At 59.5% G+C, this 15,152-nt stretch carries 18 protein-coding genes; 12 read left to right on the top strand and 6 right to left on the bottom strand.

All coding sequences use genetic code 11. The features are described 5' to 3' along the window. Positions 1 to 85 precede the first annotated feature (85 nt). The 4 genes from CP97_RS12450 to CP97_RS12435 are packed head-to-tail and all read left to right on the top strand — an operon-like array spanning position 86 to position 3,647. Positions 86 to 1,195 (top strand): MlaE family ABC transporter permease, encoded by a 1,110-nt coding sequence (locus tag CP97_RS12450; protein WP_048886221.1) that lies wholly within the window; start codon positions 86 to 88, stop codon positions 1,193 to 1,195. After that, positions 1,192 to 2,076 (top strand): ABC transporter ATP-binding protein, encoded by an 885-nt coding sequence (locus CP97_RS12445; protein WP_082863820.1) that lies wholly within the window; start codon positions 1,192 to 1,194, stop codon positions 2,074 to 2,076. Before CP97_RS12450 ends, CP97_RS12445 begins: the two co-directional genes overlap by 4 nt. Positions 2,077 to 2,085: 9 nt before the next feature. Beyond that, the gene (locus tag CP97_RS12440; protein WP_048886220.1) at positions 2,086 to 3,033 is read left to right on the top strand and encodes an MlaD family protein; all 948 of its coding nucleotides are present in this window, start codon (positions 2,086 to 2,088) and stop codon (positions 3,031 to 3,033) included. Positions 3,034 to 3,044: 11 nt separating this feature from the next. Beyond that, entirely contained in the window at positions 3,045 to 3,647 is a 603-nt protein-coding gene (locus CP97_RS12435; protein WP_048886219.1) for an ABC-type transport auxiliary lipoprotein family protein, read from the top strand. Here the strand turns inward: CP97_RS12435 and CP97_RS12430 are convergent. The 5 genes from CP97_RS12430 to crcB are packed head-to-tail and all read right to left on the bottom strand — an operon-like array spanning position 3,644 to position 6,833. After that, complete coding sequence (locus CP97_RS12430; RefSeq protein WP_048886218.1) at positions 3,644 to 4,342, bottom strand: ATP12 family chaperone protein; 699 nt, start codon at positions 4,340 to 4,342, stop codon at positions 3,644 to 3,646. The two genes, CP97_RS12435 and CP97_RS12430, sit on opposite strands and share 4 nt — an antisense overlap. Next, positions 4,339 to 4,557, bottom strand: coding sequence for a hypothetical protein (locus CP97_RS12425; protein WP_048886217.1), 219 nt, complete (start codon positions 4,555 to 4,557; stop codon positions 4,339 to 4,341). Before CP97_RS12425 ends, CP97_RS12430 begins: the two co-directional genes overlap by 4 nt. After that, positions 4,550 to 5,209 (bottom strand): HAD-IA family hydrolase, encoded by a 660-nt coding sequence (locus CP97_RS12420; RefSeq protein WP_174539166.1) that lies wholly within the window; start codon positions 5,207 to 5,209, stop codon positions 4,550 to 4,552. The genes CP97_RS12425 and CP97_RS12420 overlap by 8 nt, the downstream gene beginning before the upstream one ends. Next, positions 5,206 to 6,423, bottom strand: coding sequence for an RluA family pseudouridine synthase (locus tag CP97_RS12415; RefSeq protein ID WP_048886216.1), 1,218 nt, complete (start codon positions 6,421 to 6,423; stop codon positions 5,206 to 5,208). The genes CP97_RS12420 and CP97_RS12415 overlap by 4 nt, the downstream gene beginning before the upstream one ends. Next, the gene (crcB, locus tag CP97_RS12410; protein WP_048886215.1) at positions 6,420 to 6,833 is read right to left on the bottom strand and encodes a fluoride efflux transporter CrcB; all 414 of its coding nucleotides are present in this window, start codon (positions 6,831 to 6,833) and stop codon (positions 6,420 to 6,422) included. The genes CP97_RS12415 and crcB overlap by 4 nt, the downstream gene beginning before the upstream one ends. A gap of 206 nt (positions 6,834 to 7,039) precedes the next feature. Between crcB and rpsU the strand changes: the two genes are divergently transcribed. The 8 genes from rpsU to CP97_RS12375 all read left to right on the top strand — a co-directional run bounded on the left by rpsU (position 7,040) and on the right by CP97_RS12375 (position 13,582). Continuing rightward, the gene (gene rpsU, locus CP97_RS12405) at positions 7,040 to 7,246 is read left to right on the top strand and encodes a 30S ribosomal protein S21 (protein ID WP_048886214.1); all 207 of its coding nucleotides are present in this window, start codon (positions 7,040 to 7,042) and stop codon (positions 7,244 to 7,246) included. A 112-nt stretch (positions 7,247 to 7,358) separates the two neighbouring features. Then, entirely contained in the window at positions 7,359 to 7,940 is a 582-nt protein-coding gene (locus CP97_RS12400) for an FKBP-type peptidyl-prolyl cis-trans isomerase (protein WP_048886213.1), read from the top strand. Between the two features lie 25 nt (positions 7,941 to 7,965). After that, positions 7,966 to 9,654 carry a DUF4153 domain-containing protein gene (locus CP97_RS12395; RefSeq protein WP_048886212.1) on the top strand — a complete coding sequence of 563 codons (1,689 nt, stop codon included), beginning with the start codon at positions 7,966 to 7,968 and terminating at the stop codon, positions 9,652 to 9,654. 36 nt (positions 9,655 to 9,690) lie between these two features. Beyond that, the gene (gatC, locus tag CP97_RS12390) at positions 9,691 to 9,993 is read left to right on the top strand and encodes an Asp-tRNA(Asn)/Glu-tRNA(Gln) amidotransferase subunit GatC (RefSeq protein WP_048886211.1); all 303 of its coding nucleotides are present in this window, start codon (positions 9,691 to 9,693) and stop codon (positions 9,991 to 9,993) included. After that, positions 9,993 to 11,474, top strand: a complete 1,482-nt coding sequence (gene gatA, locus CP97_RS12385; protein ID WP_048886210.1) for an Asp-tRNA(Asn)/Glu-tRNA(Gln) amidotransferase subunit GatA — start codon at positions 9,993 to 9,995, stop codon at positions 11,472 to 11,474. Before gatC ends, gatA begins: the two co-directional genes overlap by 1 nt. Further along, the gene (locus tag CP97_RS16315) at positions 11,471 to 11,608 is read left to right on the top strand and encodes a hypothetical protein (protein ID WP_161485465.1); all 138 of its coding nucleotides are present in this window, start codon (positions 11,471 to 11,473) and stop codon (positions 11,606 to 11,608) included. The genes gatA and CP97_RS16315 overlap by 4 nt, the downstream gene beginning before the upstream one ends. Next, positions 11,605 to 13,104 carry an Asp-tRNA(Asn)/Glu-tRNA(Gln) amidotransferase subunit GatB gene (gene gatB, locus CP97_RS12380; protein ID WP_048886209.1) on the top strand — a complete coding sequence of 500 codons (1,500 nt, stop codon included), beginning with the start codon at positions 11,605 to 11,607 and terminating at the stop codon, positions 13,102 to 13,104. The genes CP97_RS16315 and gatB overlap by 4 nt, the downstream gene beginning before the upstream one ends. Positions 13,105 to 13,126: 22 nt before the next feature. Next, positions 13,127 to 13,582 (top strand): tRNA (cytidine(34)-2'-O)-methyltransferase, encoded by a 456-nt coding sequence (locus CP97_RS12375; RefSeq protein WP_048886208.1) that lies wholly within the window; start codon positions 13,127 to 13,129, stop codon positions 13,580 to 13,582. Here the strand turns inward: CP97_RS12375 and CP97_RS12370 are convergent. After that, positions 13,579 to 14,928, bottom strand: a complete 1,350-nt coding sequence (locus tag CP97_RS12370; RefSeq protein WP_048886207.1) for an ABC1 kinase family protein — start codon at positions 14,926 to 14,928, stop codon at positions 13,579 to 13,581. The two genes, CP97_RS12375 and CP97_RS12370, sit on opposite strands and share 4 nt — an antisense overlap. Positions 14,929 to 15,152: the final 224 nt, after the last annotated feature.

Below are 15,152 nucleotides of genomic sequence, written 5' to 3'. Positions count from 1 at the left end.
GGTCATGGCCTTTGCCAGCACATAAGTAGGAGAGCAACACGCGAAAATCTTGCTCCTTCCGTAATTTACCCGCATAGGGTCCGCAATGCGCGAATGGGCTGAGTATAGCGTGGAAGAACGCGGGGGTCGGGTAACGGTCACCATCACCGGCCCTCTGGTGGTGTCGGGGATTGGCGTCCTTGATCCTGCACTGCGTAAACTGGACGAATCGGTACAATTTGTCGATATTTCCGGCGCAACTGTCGTGGATACGGTCGGCGCGTGGGTGGTCTACCGATTCGCTGAGGAAAAAGGCGCCGAAATCACTGGCGCAAGTGAAGCAGCCGAAACGCTGCTGGACGCTGTAGAGAGCAGCGCCAGCACTGCCGATATCATCCCGCCGCGACCCTATGTGTTTGGCCGGGTGAGCGAGAATATCGGCGGCAAGGTCATAGAGTTTGGCAAGGGTTTTATCCATTATCTGGGGTTTCTCGGCGCGATCCTTGCAGCGCTTGGCGCGCTTGTCCGCCACCCCCGCCGTTTTCGCCTGAAGGCGCTGGTTCGACAAATGGAACTGGTCGGGGTGAGCTCGCTCCCGATCATCGGCTTGATGAGTTTTCTTATCGGAATCGTCATCGCGCAGCAGGGCGCAGTGCAATTACAGCAATTTGGCGCTGAAACGCTGACCGTAAACCTTGTCGGGCGCATCACAATGCGCGAACTAGGCGTGCTGATGACTGCGATCATGGTGGCGGGCCGCTCCGGTTCTGCCTTTGCCGCGCAATTGGGCACGATGAAGCTGACAGAGGAAATAGACGCGATGCGCACAATCGGCGTTTCGCCGATGGAAGCGTTGGTCGTGCCGCGTATTCTGGCTGCCGTTATCATGATGCCGCTTCTTGGCTTCTATGCCTCTGCCGTTGCAATTGTCGGTGGCGCGGTGATCGGCGAGGTGATGCTGGGCATTCCCTTCCTCACCTTCCTTGCAAGAATACAGGAAGTTGTGCCGATTTATGATTTCTTCGTCGGGCTGGCCAAGGCACCGGTCTTCGGCCTGATCGTGGCACTGGCGGGCTGTTACCAGGGCATGCAGGTAGAAGGTAACGCCGAAGAGGTCGGCCTGCGCACCACGCAAGCTGTGGTGCAGGCAATCTTCATGGTTATCGTGCTGGACGCCTTCTTTGCCGTATTCTTCACAGAGATTGGCTGGGGATGAGCGAAGACGATCTCCGTGACCAGGTGCAAGATCTTGCCGAGGACCAGCGGTCGAGGCCGGATAACGATTATCCAATTCGCATTCGCGGGCTGACCAACGCCTTTGGCGACTTTGTGGTTCATGACGAGGTTGATCTCGATGTGAGACACGGAGAGATTCTTGGCGTTGTTGGGGGGTCGGGCACTGGCAAATCGGTCCTGATGCGGTCGGTTATCGGCCTCCAGATTCCGCAAAGCGGCAATATAGAAGTGTTCGGGCAAGATATTATCGAGGCCGAGCCTGACGAAGTGATTGGCGTCCGTGATCGTTGGGGCGTTCTGTTCCAGGGCGGCGCATTGTTTTCGACACTGACTGTGGCGGAGAATGTGCAGGTCCCGCTCAAGCAATTCTACCCCGAGCTATCGCAGGAACTGCTCGACGAAATCGCCCGATACAAGACAGTCCTGACAGGCCTGCCCGAAGACGCGGCGAGCAAATTTCCCAGCGAGCTTTCCGGCGGGATGAAAAAACGTGCCGGCCTTGCACGCGCGCTGGCACTTGATCCCGAGCTTCTGTTTCTTGATGAGCCAACCGCCGGTCTGGATCCGATTGGCGCGGCCAAGTTCGATGCACTATTGCGCGAATTAACCGATACGCTGGGACTGACAGTGTTCCTCATCACGCATGATCTGGATACGCTTTATGCCATTTGTGACCGGGTGGCCGTGCTGGCCGACAAAAAGGTGATTGCGGTGGGGACCATCCCCGAATTGCTGGAAACCGACCATCAATGGATTCAGGAATATTTCAACGGGCCGCGCAGCCGTGCAGCAGCCGCATCCTACGAACGATCGCAGGATGATGGGAAAGCATTGGACAAGCCCCGTGGTGGAAAGGCATAGACCAAGCAGATGGAAACACGTGCTAATCACGTCTGGGTAGGGGCCATTACTCTCCTGCTGCTGGCTGCAGCGGCGATCTTTTTTGTGTGGCTGGCGCGATTGAGCGACCAGAACGACAAGGAGTATGACATCTTCTTCGAACAGTCCGTAGGCGGCGTCGCAGAAGGTTCTGTCGTTACCTATTCGGGTGTTCCCGTGGGTCAGGTCATCGATATTTCCATCTGGGAGCGCGATCCTGAATTCGTGAAGGTGCGCGTGCGGATCGAAAATAACACCCCTATCCTGGTGGGAACAGAAGCCAGCGTCTCCGCCAGCTTTACCGGTGTTTCGAACATTTCGCTTGCAGGCGGACGCAGCAATCTGCCTCCGATCAGCTGCGATACGACTGATTGCCCCGAAGGCGTGCCAGTTATTCCGCCCAAGCCCGGCGCGATTGGCGAAATACTTGCCAGCGCCCCATTGCTGCTGGAACGACTCGCTACCTTGACTGACAGGCTGACCCGTGTGCTGGATGATGACAATCAGGAATCCATTGCCGGTATCCTGAGCAATACCGATGCCATCAGCGCCGAATTGGCGCGCACTTCACCGCAGATCGAAGCGACATTGCTGGATTTGCAGGCAACGCTGAACCAGTCGACAGATACGCTGGCGGCGTTTGAAGATACGCTGACGTCAGTTGATGGACTTGTCGAACGCGATGGTGCTGCCTTGACCGCCGATCTGCGCCAGACGCTTGCTTCTGCCCGTGAAGCAGCAGGTGCGCTGGAAAATGCGATGGTGAATATCGAACCGCTGACCCGCCAGCTTTCGCAGGATACGCTGCCCGCCGCGACGGCGACATTGCGCGATTTGCGTGCAACTTCGTCTAGCCTGCGCACGATGACGGAACGGCTCGAAACCGAAGGCGCGGGTTCGCTGCTTAGCGGTCCGCCCCTGCCCGATTACGAGCCATGAGAGTGAAAACGATGCGCTACAGTTCTTTTCGTACCCCGTTTGCCTTGGCAGCACCGCTTGCCGCGCTGGGCCTGCTTTCGGGTTGCATCAGCTTTGGCGGGGAGGCGCCCGAACAATTGCTGACGCTCACCTCGACCTCCAGCGTGCCCGCCGGGGCAGCGACAGAGGGACAGGCGGAGGCCGCACTAGCGGTGATGGTCCCCGATGTGAGCCAGCGGCTCAACGTCAATCGCATCCCTGTCATCACTTCGGACAGTTCGCTCGCCTATCTGGCTGACGCATTCTGGGTGGAAAAGCCCGCGCAATTGTTTCGCACGGTTCTGGCTGAAACCATTCGCGCCAAGGGCAACCGCCTTGTGCTGAGTAGCGGCGAATTGGAATATGTCGCGCAAACGCAGCTCAGCGGGCAATTGACCGCGATGGATTACAACGCCGACAGTGGCACCGTGATCGTGCGTTATGACGCGGTGCTCGAACTGCCCGAAGGCCGTATCCTGACTCGGCGTTTTGAAGAAACCGTCGGCGGAGTTTCGGCGGATGCCAATGCGGTTGCCGCAGCCTTGAACGAAGCGTCGAACAGCGTTGCGGATCAGGTGGCGGAGTGGGTGGGCTAAGCGCGCACCGCGCGGGCAAAGACCGCCGCTTTTTCAAATGCTGTGAGCCGGGCTATGCGGTCTTCCTGCGCGAGGCTGTCCCAGCCCCATAGCTCGGCCTGCCAATCCTCTTCGGCATTACCAGCGGCGAACAGGGCGGGGATATCCGCATCTTCTTCCAGCACCGCCAGCGCCACCACCAGCGACGCCGCAAGCGATGCCAGCGTCACAGAAGCGGCAAGAGTGAAATCGTCCTCTCCTTCAAGACGCTCTCGTAAAGTGGCGATTGTCGTGCTGGGCTGGGCGTGGTGGATAATCCCGCTCACCCTTTCGAGCCTGATGGCATGGCGCGCCTCGCACGCATTGACGAGAGGCTCCCACATGTCCTGCTGGCGCTGAAACAGGAGCTCGCCGGGATCGGCGCGGTAGCACAGCGTATCGGTGCCCGCGTAATCCAGCAGCTGGTCGATAGTCGCAGCCCTTTCTGGCCGCACCATATCGAGCGCAAAATCGGCAAGATCGCGATGAAAGAAGCTGCGCGCATCTATCTCTTCGCCCTGAGACTGCCATTCTTCTGCAAGCAGCTTAGCGGCGGCCTTTGTGGGCACCGTTTGCGGTGTGCTCAGACCCTGTGTGCGTATTGGCCTTTCGTCCAGCAGTGCCCGCCAGCCGCTCTCATCCTGCGCTATCGTCACATCACGGTAGAAACGTTTCATTTGCGCGGGGTCTTCCAGCGCCTCGCAAGCATGATCGGCATGATCAGAAATTCGAACAGGCCGAACAACAGAAGCCCGATACCCAGCGGCACCGGACCCGGGATCTTGTCCGCCAGGATAAGAATTGCGCCAAGGATCATCAGAAGACCGCCCAGCCGCATCAGCTGGATAATCAGGAAGCGCGCCTTAGCAGGATCAGGCGGAGTGTCAGCCATTGAGCAAATTCTCCAGTTCAGCGGGCTCCCCCGCCACCGCAAACGCTCCGGCGTCCAGCAATTCGGCCGGTTCATGATAGCCCCAGCTTACCCCGATGGCGCGTGTTCCGGCGGCGGCGGCCATTTGCATGTCATACACAGTATCGCCGATCATGATCGTATCGACCGGATCAGCCATCGCATCGGCCATGGCGGCTGCCAGCATCGCCGGATTGGGTTTGGAGGGGTGGCGATCTGCGGTCTGCGTGGTGACGAACAGATGGGAAAGTGAATTGGCCGCAAGGGTGCTGGCCAGTCCACGATCCGATTTGCCCGTGGCCACGCCAAGCGTCCAGCCGGATGCATGCAGGCGGCGCAGCACATCGGGAATGCCATCGAACAGCGGTTCGTGGAGCGAGCCGTCTTCCCGCGACTGGCGAAAGGCGAACTTATAGGCCTCGACGGCAGCGGAATGCTGAGTGGAAGACGCATCGGGCGCGAGCTGGCGTATCGCCTGCGGCAGGCTCAGGCCAACGATCCGTCTCACACGGTTGCGATCGGGCGCTGGCAGGCTTGCGTCCTTGAAGGCAATGTCCATCGCATTGCAGACGCCTGCCTGCCCGTCTGACAAAGTGCCGTCGCAATCGAACACGGCAAGACGCACTGCGCTCATACCTTGCCGCCTGGCTTACCGCGCGGTTTACCGCCTGCCTTACCCGGTGGTTTGCCAGCCGGTTTGCCCCGGCCAGCGGGTTTTCCGGTGCCGGGTTTCTTGGCGGAGGCAAGGCCGCGCCCTCTGCGTTCGCCGCGGCGGGCCTTGCGATATTGCTTGGCGTGGGCCTTGGCTGCCTGCTTCTTTTCAGCGCGGTTGCGTTCAGGGGGAGGGGAGGCGACCGGCCCCGCTTCACTTTGCGTGATGTCGAAGCCCAATTGCTCCATGCTTTGCGCGAAATGTTCAGGCAATTCGGCGGTCACATCGATGGTTTCGCCCTTGGGCGCATCAATAATCAGGCGGCGTGCATGAAGATGCATCTTGCGGCTGATGCTGCCGGTCAGGAATGCATCCTGCCCGCCATATTTGCCGTCACCCACAATGGGGTGGCCGATTGCGGCGAGATGCACGCGTAATTGATGCGTGCGCCCGGTAAAGGGCTGCAATTCCACCCAGGCGGCGGCATTGCCCGCACGTTCCACCACGCGATAAACCGTGCGTGCCGGCTGGCCTTCATCCATATCGACATGCATCTTTTCGCCGCCGGTGCCTGGCTGTTTGGCCAAGGGTGCATCTATTGTACCTTCAGCGACTTCGGGAACGCCGACCACCAGGGCCCAATAGATCTTTTTGGCGCTGCGGCCTGAAAACCTCTTGGAGAAGAATGCCGCGCTGCCTGCAGTGCGCGCCACCAGCAATACGCCCGATGTATCCTTGTCGAGCCGATGGACGAGGCGCGGGCGCTGCTCTTCCTCTTCGGCAAACGCATCGAGCATGCCATCGACATGCTTGTTGGTCTTGGTGCCCCCTTGCGTGGCGAGGCCGGGCGGCTTGTTCAGCACGAGCGCGGATGGCGTGCGTTCGATCAGCATGGCTTCGGCTTCGTCGAGATCGGCCTGAGTCAGTTCGCGGCGTTTGCGCTGGGTGCGTCCGCCATCTTCTCCGCCCGGTGGAACGCGCAATACCTGTCCGGTTTCCAGCCTGTCTTCAGGGCGTGCGCGCTTGCCATCGACGCGCAATTGCCCGGTCCGCGCCCAGCGGCTGACCGTGCCAAAGCCGACTTGCGGCAGGTGGCGCTTGAACCAGCGATCAAGCCTGATGCCTTCATCATCGGGTGCAACGGTAAATTGCCGGACCTGTTCGTCCCGCCCTGCATCTTTTTGGTCACCGGTCATGAAAAAAGCCTTGTGGTGGCGAGCCCGAACAGCATGCCGGTGACGCCAAGCCCGATCGAAAGCATGATGTATAGTCCAGCAATCATCACCTGCTCGCGCTGGATCAGCATGGCGAGTTCAAGGCTGAATGCGGAAAATGTCGTAAAGCCGCCGAGCAGGCCGACACCAAGCAGCAAGCGCAATTGATCGGCATTTTCAGGGGTGCTGCGCACAAGCCAGCCCGCCAATAACCCCATGGCGACGCTGCCGATTGTGTTCACGGCCAGTGTGGCCCAGGGAAACACACCCATTGCGGGTGCGCCCATCCAGGCGGTCATCAACCGGCCCATCTGATAGCGGGCAAGCGCACCGATTCCGCCGCCAAGGGCGACATAAACCGATGCAAGAAACGGGGAGGTGGCAGAAGACATGGCGCGTGTCTTAGCCGCTGAGTGACGCAGGCGGAACCCAAAAGGCGCAGTGATGCTTGCCTTTTGCCCCCGATTCGCCTATTAATACGTCTAGAGAGCCGATCCTGAACGGGTTCGGCGCATTTTTCGTTGCTTATTTATACGGTGCAACCCGCGCCTATTCGCTGCGGGTTCTCGCCGTCTTTTGAAAGAGGTTGCTTAGTTTTATGCAGATCATCGTCCGCGATAACAATGTCGAGCAGGCCCTGCGTGCGCTCAAGAAGAAGCTGCAGCGTGAAGGGGTGTATCGCGAAATGAAGCTGCGCCGCCACTATGAAAAGCCTAGCGAAAAGCGCGCCCGTGAAAAGGCAGCTGCTGTGCGCCGCGCCCGCAAGATGGAGCGCAAGCGCATGGAACGCGACGGCGTCAAGTAATCGGCCCGTGCGCCAAGCTTGATTGATTCTCGCAGCTAAGCCAAAGGGGCGCGGAAAGCTTTTTCCGCGCCCCTTTGATTTGCGCGACTCATTTCTGGCAGGATTTTGATCAATGGTTGAAGTTACCCGCGTACCCTTGCAGCCGATAGCCAAGGGGTCTTTGCTCAAACTCTGGCTGGGTGTGCTCGTCGCTATATTGCTGGCCGCCGCCATTGCCTGGGCGGCCATGCCCAAAGGCGTGACGGTCAATGCGATCACCGCTGGCGAAGGCCCCAGTCCCACGGCTGAAGACGTGGTGTTCCTGCGCTATACCGGAAAGCTGGAAGACGGCACCGTCTTTGATCAATCGCAGGAAGGCGGCTGGCCCGTTCCCGGTATCCTCCCCGATGGCGCAGCCCTGCCGCTGGGCCAGATGATCCCCGGTTTCACCGAAGCAGTGACGCAGATGCAGAAGGGCGGCAGCTATGAAGTCTTCATCCCGTCCGACAAGGGATATGGCGAGGACGTGCAGGAAGGTTCACCCATTCCGCCAAATGCGGATCTCTATTTCGACGTTCAACTGGTCGATTTCATGTCTGAAGAAGAAGCGCAGCAGCGCTATATGCAGATGATGCAGGTCATGCAGGAAACGCAGGGCGCAGAGGGTGAAGGCGGGGCTACACCGCAGGGTGCACCCGTGCCGCCGCAGCAATAACAAGCTGAGAAAGGCTGACGGCAATATGGAGAGCATTTCGCCGCCGGAATACGATCAGCTCGAAGCCTATCAGCTTGAAGATTGGCCATTGCGACCGTGGATTCTCGCGGCCATGCTGGCTGCAGCGGGGCTGCTGATCCATCTTTTCAGCGATGGCGGCGATACAGAAGCTCCTGCCCGGGTTGCGGCAGCTGTTGCCGTGGGCTTTGGGGGCATTGCCGCTGCTTTCACACTGAACGAGCACCGCCGGGTAGAGGCGGCAATTTTCTCCGCCATAGTCGGTCTCGTCATGGGTGGCGTCGCGTGGCACATCGTGCGCATGGATGAACACCTGGCGGGGCAGGAATTTGCCTTTGCAGCTGGGGTATTCTTCAGCGTGCTGGCGGTCCCGCTGTTTCAGGCAGGCTTCCACCGCACCCGTTTTGCCACCCCATACAGGCTAACTCATACGCATGTGTGGGCTGATGCGATAAGCGGGGGCGGGGCAGTGGCCTTCACCGCGATTTCGTGGCTGATGCTTCTGCTGCTCGATGGCCTTTTCGGCATCGTGGGAATCGATTTGCTGGGCGATCTGATGGGAGAGGGCTGGTTCGGCTGGTCATGGTCGGGCGCGGCCCTCGGCGCGGCGCTGGGGCTGATTCGCAACAACCTAAAGATTCTGGTTGTCTTGCAGAATGTCGTCATGCTGGTCCTCGGGCTGTTGGCGGTGCCGCTGGGAATCGCGCTGATCATCTTCCTCGTCGCGTTGATTGCATCAGGCGGACAGGCATTGTGGGAAGCGACTGATTCGGCAACGCCGATCCTGCTCACTTGCGCAGTTGGCTGCTTCGTGCTCGCCAATGCCACCATTCGGGACAGTGAGGGCGAGCGCAGCACCAATATCGTGCTGCGGATTGCCTCATTGATCTTGGTAGCGGGCATTTTCCCGCTGACACTGTTTGCCGCGATCAGCATTGGGATCCGCATCAACCAGCACGGGCTTTCGCCTGAACGCATATGGTCGCTGATCGCCATTATCATCGCCTGCGCCTACGGCCTTGCTTATTGGGTCGCGCTGGCGCTGGGTCGCAAGGATGGCTGGAGCCATCGTGTGCGCCACGCAAACCTGCATTTGGCCGCCACGACCTGCATAGTCGCCTTGCTGCTGGCAATACCCTTGCTCGATTTTGGTAAAATCTCCGCAAAGAACCAGGTCGCGCGGCTTGATGCAGGAACGGTGACGCTCGAAGAATTCGACTTCGCTGCACTGCGTTGGGAATTTGGTGATGCCGGTCGGCAGGCTCTGGCGCGTTTGACCAGGCGCGAGGGTGATGTAGCGCAATTGGCGCAGGCTGCGCTCGAAGACACAGAGCGATATCGGTTCGACCGAGCTAGGCAGGGCGGCTCACCCGCAAACATCGCTTACGATTTCGAAGATCCTGAGTTGCGCGGATGGGTGGCAGCATATCTTGAGCGAGAGCCTTGGGAATGCGCACCCATTTGCGTAGTGCTTGACCTCGGCATGGAGGCAGAGCGCAGGCATGTCGCGATTGTTCGGGCTGATAGTGTGCGACATGTCCGTTTCCGTGATGATGGCGTGCCTTATCCGCCGCCTCCTCCGCAGATATTGCCTTCTCCTGCCGCGACCATTGCACCGGGGGATGTCGAGATACGGGATTATTCGGGCCGCCAGATTTTTATCGACGGCCAACCGGTGGGCGCGCCGTTCGAATAGCTTGAAGCGGCCCGCCTGCGCGGCTAACGCGCATGCATGTCTGTAACCCGAGAAGAAGTGGCGAAAATCGCCTCGCTGGCACGCATCAAGATGGCCGAGGAAGACCTCGACCATTTCGTGCCCGAATTTAACAACATCCTCACCTGGGTGGAACAGCTGGGTGAGGTTGATACCTCTGGCGTTGAACCGATGGCGGCGGTGATCCCGCAGGCGCTGCGGCTGCGCGATGACGTGGTCGATGCCGATCCCAAGACCGGAGGCGGACGCCGCGATGATGTGCTGGCAAATGCGCCGGTGGCCGAGCACGGGTTTTACGGCGTGCCCAAGGTGATCGAATAATGAGCGATTTCACACAGCTTGGCGTTCGCGACATCCGCGATGGCGTCGCCAATGGGGATTTCTCCGCGCGCGAAGTGGCGGAGAGTTTCAATGCCGCGGTCGCTTCTGCCGACGCGCTTAACGCATTTATCGTCGCCACGCCGGAAAAGGCGCTTGAGGCTGCCGATGCGGTCGACGCCGCGCGGGCGGGCGGCAAACCGCTTGGTCCGATGGCGGGCGTGCCTATCGGCATGAAGGATCTGTTCTGCACCAAGGGCGTGCAGTCCACTGCTGCCAGTCATATCCTCGAAGGGTTCGTCCCCGAATATGAAAGCACTGTTTCGGCCAATCTCTGGTCGGCAGGTGCAGGCATGCTGGGCAAGCTCAACATGGACCAGTTCGCCATGGGCTCTTCCAACGAGACAAGCCATTTTGGTCCGGTGAAAAGTCCGTGGAAGAAGACGGGTAGCAATGCCACACTGACGCCGGGCGGTTCTTCGGGCGGATCGTCTGCCGCAATTGCTGCGCGGCTGTGTCCGGCAGCAACCGGAACCGATACCGGCGGTTCGATCCGCCAACCTGCCGCGATCACGGGAACAGTCGGCATCAAGCCAACCTATGGTCGATGTTCGCGCTGGGGCGTGGTCGCCTTCGCTTCCTCGCTCGACCAGGCAGGGCCAATGGCGCGTTCGGTTGAAGATTGCGCGATCATGCTGGGCGCGATGGCTGGTTTCGATCCGAAGGATTCGACCAGTCTTGATGCGCCCGTGCCCGATTGGTTCGGCAGCTTGAATGCCGATCTGAAAGGCAAGAAGGTCGGCATTCCGCGTGAGTATCGGATGGAAGGCATTGACCCTGCGATTGATGCAAGCTGGGAGCAGGGCAAGGAATGGCTGCGCGATGCAGGTGCTGAGGTAATCGAGATGTCGCTGCCGCATACAAAATATGCGCTGCCCGCCTATTACATCGTCGCGCCCGCTGAAGCTTCCAGCAATCTCGCGCGCTATGATGGCGTGCGATACGGTCTGCGTGATCTGCCCGAGGGCGCTGGTTTGCAGGATATGTATGCCGCCACCCGCGCCGCCGGCTTCGGGGACGAAGTGAAGCGCCGCATCATGCTGGGCACCTATGTGCTTTCAGCCGGATTCTACGATGCCTATTACACGCAGGCGCAGAAAATCCGCACATTGGTGCAGCGCGATTTCGACGCGGCTTTTGCCCAATGCGACGTCATCCTTGCGCCCACAACGCCCACGCCTGCCTTTGCCCTTGGCGAATTGCAGGCAGACCCGCTGGCGATGTATATGAACGATGTTTTCGCCGTGCCCGCATCGCTGGCGGGACTTCCCGCGATGAGCGTGCCTGCCACGCTGACCGAAGACGGCCTGCCGCTCGGCCTGCAAATAGTGGGCAAGGCGATGGATGAACAAAGCGTGCTCAACGCTGGCCTCGCGATAGAACAGCGCGCCGCGTTCACAGCGCAGCCGGAGAAATGGTGGTGAGTTTCGAGGCGATGGAAGTGGTTGCCAAGGTCGCGATGATCGTCGTCGCCCTTGTGATTCCCGCCTATCTCGCACGCCGCATCAAGCATGGCGAAGCACGTTTCGATACAGACGGAAAGTTGATCGAAAAATGAGTAATTACCGCATTCACGGCGCGACGGGCGAGTGGGAGATCGTAATCGGTCTTGAAGTCCACGCGCAGGTCACCTCCAGCGCCAAGCTTTTTTCCGGCGCCTCCACGAAATTCGGGGCGGAGCCCAATTCGCAGGTGAGCCTTGTCGATGCGGCGATGCCGGGCATGTTGCCCGTGCCCAATCGTGAATGTGTCCGCCAAGCCGTGCGCACCGGCATGGCGATAGAGGCGGAAATCCACAAATGGAGCCGGTTCGACCGCAAGAATTATTTCTACGCCGATTTGCCCCAGGGCTATCAGATCAGTCAGCTTTATCACCCCATTGTGGGTGAAGGCGCGCTGACGATTGAGGCGGACGAAAAGGCCGGTATTCCTGAAGACAAGATCATCGGAATTGAACGCATCCATATTGAACAGGATGCAGGCAAGCTGATGCATGATCAGCATCCCACCATGTCCTATGTCGATCTTAACCGATCGGGCGTGGCGCTGATGGAAATCGTCAGCCGTCCGGATATGACTTCGCCAGCAGAAGCCGGGGCCTATGTCCGCAAGCTACGCAGCATACTGCGTTATGTAGGCAGTTGTGACGGCAATATGGAAGAAGGGTCCATGCGCGCGGATGTGAATGTGTCTGTGCGCAAGGTTGGCGATCCGGAACTGGGAACGCGGACCGAAACGAAGAACGTCAATTCGGTGCGCTTCGTGATGCAGACAATTGAGCATGAGGCGCAGCGACAGGTCGATGTGCTGGAAGATGGCGGGACCATCATTCAGGAAACGCGGTTGTTCGATCCGGGCACTGGCACCACACGTTCCATGCGCAGCAAGGAAGACGCGCATGATTACCGCTATTTCCCAGATCCCGATTTGCTGCCGCTGGAACTGGATGATGCCTTTCTTGAAGCATGTCGCGCCAGCCTCCCCGAATTGCCCGATGCCAAGCGCCAACGGTATGAGAAGGATCTGGGGCTGACGCCCTATAATGCCCGCGAACTTACCGCAGAGGTGGAAACATTTGCCCGTTTTGAAACGCTGCTGGCAGAGACGGCGAGCGCTATCGGAAAACCCGCGGCGAAGGTGGCCACGCAGGTCGCCAACTGGTCGCTTTCAGTGGCGCCCGGCGTGCTGAAATCGCTGGGTGACGATGGTCATGCAGCCCATGCCACTGCCGCAAGGCAGGCCGCCATCCTCAAGATGCAGGATGCCGGTGAGATTTCAGGCGGGCAGGCGAAAGAGATTTTCGAGATCGTTCTTAAATCCGGCCGCGAACCTGATGAAATTGCTGATGCAGAAGGGCTTAAGCAGGTCAGCGACACTGGCGCTATCGAAGCTGCAATCGACACGATCATTGCTGCCAATGGCGACAAGGTAGAGCAGTATAAGGCGGGCAAGGACAAACTGTTCGGCTTCTTCGTCGGCCAGACGATGAAGGCAATGCAGGGCAAAGCCAATCCGACGGTTGTGAATCAGATATTGAAGGACAAGCTGGGCTAGTAGCTGCGCAGGAGCGGGTAAGCTGACCTCCATCGTCCTCGTTCATCCGGAAATTCCCGGTAACACCGGCGCGGTGGGCCGCACCTGTGTGGCACTGGACATGGAACTGGTGCTTATCCGGCCATATGGCTTCACCATCACCGATGCGCGGCTGAAACGCGCCGGGCTGGATTACTGGCAGCATGTGCGCCTGGCGGAATTTGCCAGCTGGGAAGAATTCCTGGCACAGCGGCGGGTGCGCGACGACCAATTGTTCCTGTTTGAAGATGACGCTCCCACCAGTTTCTACACACCGGAATATCCGGACGATGCCTTTCTTGTATTCGGCAGCGAAACAGTGGGCCTGCCCCAGCCATTGAGAGCGGCACATCGCGGGCGGGAATTTCATCTGCCGATGCGGTCAAACCATATTCGTTCGCTCAATCTGGCCAACACCGTTACTGCGGCAGCCTATCAGGCGCTGCGGGGGCGGTTCTAACCCGCTTCGGGCCCGCCAGGGTGCGCATAGGGCCGCACCATTTCGCGCACATCGACCTGCGCTTTCAACCGCGCGCCGAGCAAGGCTGTGCCGCTGATCTTGCGCTGAACAAACAGCGCTTCGACCGGGGGGATATGCCATGTGGCGCGATCTGCCGCCATCTCCATGCCTTCTTCGCGCAAAACCGAGACAAAGGCGCGGTCGTCAAAGTCGAAGGGGCCGGGACGGTTCATTTCACTGACGATAATGCCGATCATCCGGTCCAGCCGCTCTCCATGCCCGTCAAGCACGCCTGGCCCGATGAAGCCGGCCTCCACCGCCGCTTTGCGCACGGAAGCACGGTCTTCATCAAGGCCTGCAGCGAACAGTCTGCGATAGGTTTCAACAACCTGCGGGGCGACAGCGCGGGTGGCACCGAAATCCAGCAGCACCAGTTTTCCGGTATCGGGCTGATAGCGATAATTGGCGAAATTGGGATCAGTCTGCATCACGCCAAATTCGAACAATTCGCGCAGGACCAGCGCAATGACCATGCCGGTCACCCGGTCGCGTTCATCCTGCGCCATGGTTTCGAGCACCTCCACAGGTTTGCCCGGCAAATAATCCATTGCCAGCACAAGGTCGGTCGAAAATTCCGGCGCGAGCGCGGGCACGACGAAATCGGGATGACCGTCTAGCCGTGCGCGATAGCGCATCATCTCTTCACCCTCGCGTAGGTAATCGGCTTCTTCATGCAATTGCCGCTTTGCTTCTTCGAGTAGCGAGGAAATGTCGAGTTCTGCGGGCAGCAAGCCTGAAACGCGCAAGAGCGTGGCGACATTGTCGACATCGGCATCGATGCTTTGCCTGACGCCCGGATATTGCACCTTGATCGCCAGTTCACGGCCATCCTTGCTGACGGCGCGATGGACCTGACCGATAGACGCGGCAGCGATGGGGCGGGGGTTGAAACTGGCGAAACCGGCGAGCCAACCCGTGCCCCATTGCGTATCGAGCACGTCGCGCAATTGCGCTGGCGGCATCCTGTCAGCCTGTTCGCGCACGCGGGCAAGGATCTGGGCAAGTTCGGGCGGCAGCATGTCGCCTGCATCCATTGAGATCATCTGCCCCAGCTTCATCGCTGCACCGCGCAAATGGGACAGGCGATCAGCAAGGCGCATAGCATTGCCTGGGGTAAGCATGACATCGCGCAATCGCGGTCTTTCCCCGCGCGCAAGCCGCCGTGCCCCTTCGGCCAGCACACCGCCCGCTAGACCACCAGCCAATCGCCCGAAGGTTCCGATACGGGCAGCGCGACTGCTGGGCACTTTGCGGCTGCGAAATGGCTTGTCCGTGTCGTCTTCCAAGATAAAATTCCTTCTGCCCGATACCCCCTAGCGGCGCACAGGCTAATTCCTGCAGGCCCCCATATGGTGTGTAGGCCATCCGTACGAGAAGAAGGACCTTGGTCCGTGGCCCGGCGCGTTGAAGCGCGGCTTCAGCTGTGGCGGACTGCCAACAATGGCAAATTGCCTATCATGCATGCATCTACTGTTCTGCGGAGTTTGTCGCCATCGACCACTCTCCCCTT

It is taken from the genome of Aurantiacibacter atlanticus (genome assembly GCF_001077815.2).
In the GTDB taxonomy this organism is placed as follows: domain Bacteria; phylum Pseudomonadota; class Alphaproteobacteria; order Sphingomonadales; family Sphingomonadaceae; genus Alteraurantiacibacter; species Alteraurantiacibacter atlanticus.
The sequence above is the reverse complement of the archived record's forward strand: the minus strand, read 5'-3'. Positions and strand labels throughout refer to the sequence as shown.

Excerpts from the sequence above, each read along its gene's own strand:
- CP97_RS12430 (WP_048886218.1), bottom strand. The coding sequence starts at position 4,342 with ATGAAACGTTTCTACCGTGATGTGACGATAGCGCAGGATGAGAGCGGC.
- CP97_RS12415 (WP_048886216.1), bottom strand. The coding sequence starts at position 6,423 with ATGACCGGTGACCAAAAAGATGCAGGGCGGGACGAACAGGTCCGGCAA.
- gatB (WP_048886209.1), top strand. The coding sequence starts at position 11,605 with ATGAGTAATTACCGCATTCACGGCGCGACGGGCGAGTGGGAGATCGTA.
- CP97_RS12440 (WP_048886220.1), top strand. The coding sequence starts at position 2,086 with ATGGAAACACGTGCTAATCACGTCTGGGTAGGGGCCATTACTCTCCTG.
- rpsU (WP_048886214.1), top strand. The coding sequence starts at position 7,040 with ATGCAGATCATCGTCCGCGATAACAATGTCGAGCAGGCCCTGCGTGCG.
- CP97_RS12420 (WP_174539166.1), bottom strand. The coding sequence starts at position 5,209 with ATGAGCGCAGTGCGTCTTGCCGTGTTCGATTGCGACGGCACTTTGTCA.
- CP97_RS12435 (WP_048886219.1), top strand. The coding sequence starts at position 3,045 with ATGCGCTACAGTTCTTTTCGTACCCCGTTTGCCTTGGCAGCACCGCTT.
- CP97_RS12445 (WP_082863820.1), top strand. The coding sequence starts at position 1,192 with ATGAGCGAAGACGATCTCCGTGACCAGGTGCAAGATCTTGCCGAGGAC.
- CP97_RS12400 (WP_048886213.1), top strand. The coding sequence starts at position 7,359 with ATGGTTGAAGTTACCCGCGTACCCTTGCAGCCGATAGCCAAGGGGTCT.
- CP97_RS12395 (WP_048886212.1), top strand. The coding sequence starts at position 7,966 with ATGGAGAGCATTTCGCCGCCGGAATACGATCAGCTCGAAGCCTATCAG.
- gatA (WP_048886210.1), top strand. The coding sequence starts at position 9,993 with ATGAGCGATTTCACACAGCTTGGCGTTCGCGACATCCGCGATGGCGTC.
- crcB (WP_048886215.1), bottom strand. The coding sequence starts at position 6,833 with ATGTCTTCTGCCACCTCCCCGTTTCTTGCATCGGTTTATGTCGCCCTT.
- CP97_RS12450 (WP_048886221.1), top strand. The coding sequence starts at position 86 with ATGCGCGAATGGGCTGAGTATAGCGTGGAAGAACGCGGGGGTCGGGTA.
- gatC (WP_048886211.1), top strand. The coding sequence starts at position 9,691 with ATGTCTGTAACCCGAGAAGAAGTGGCGAAAATCGCCTCGCTGGCACGC.
- CP97_RS12425 (WP_048886217.1), bottom strand. The coding sequence starts at position 4,557 with ATGGCTGACACTCCGCCTGATCCTGCTAAGGCGCGCTTCCTGATTATC.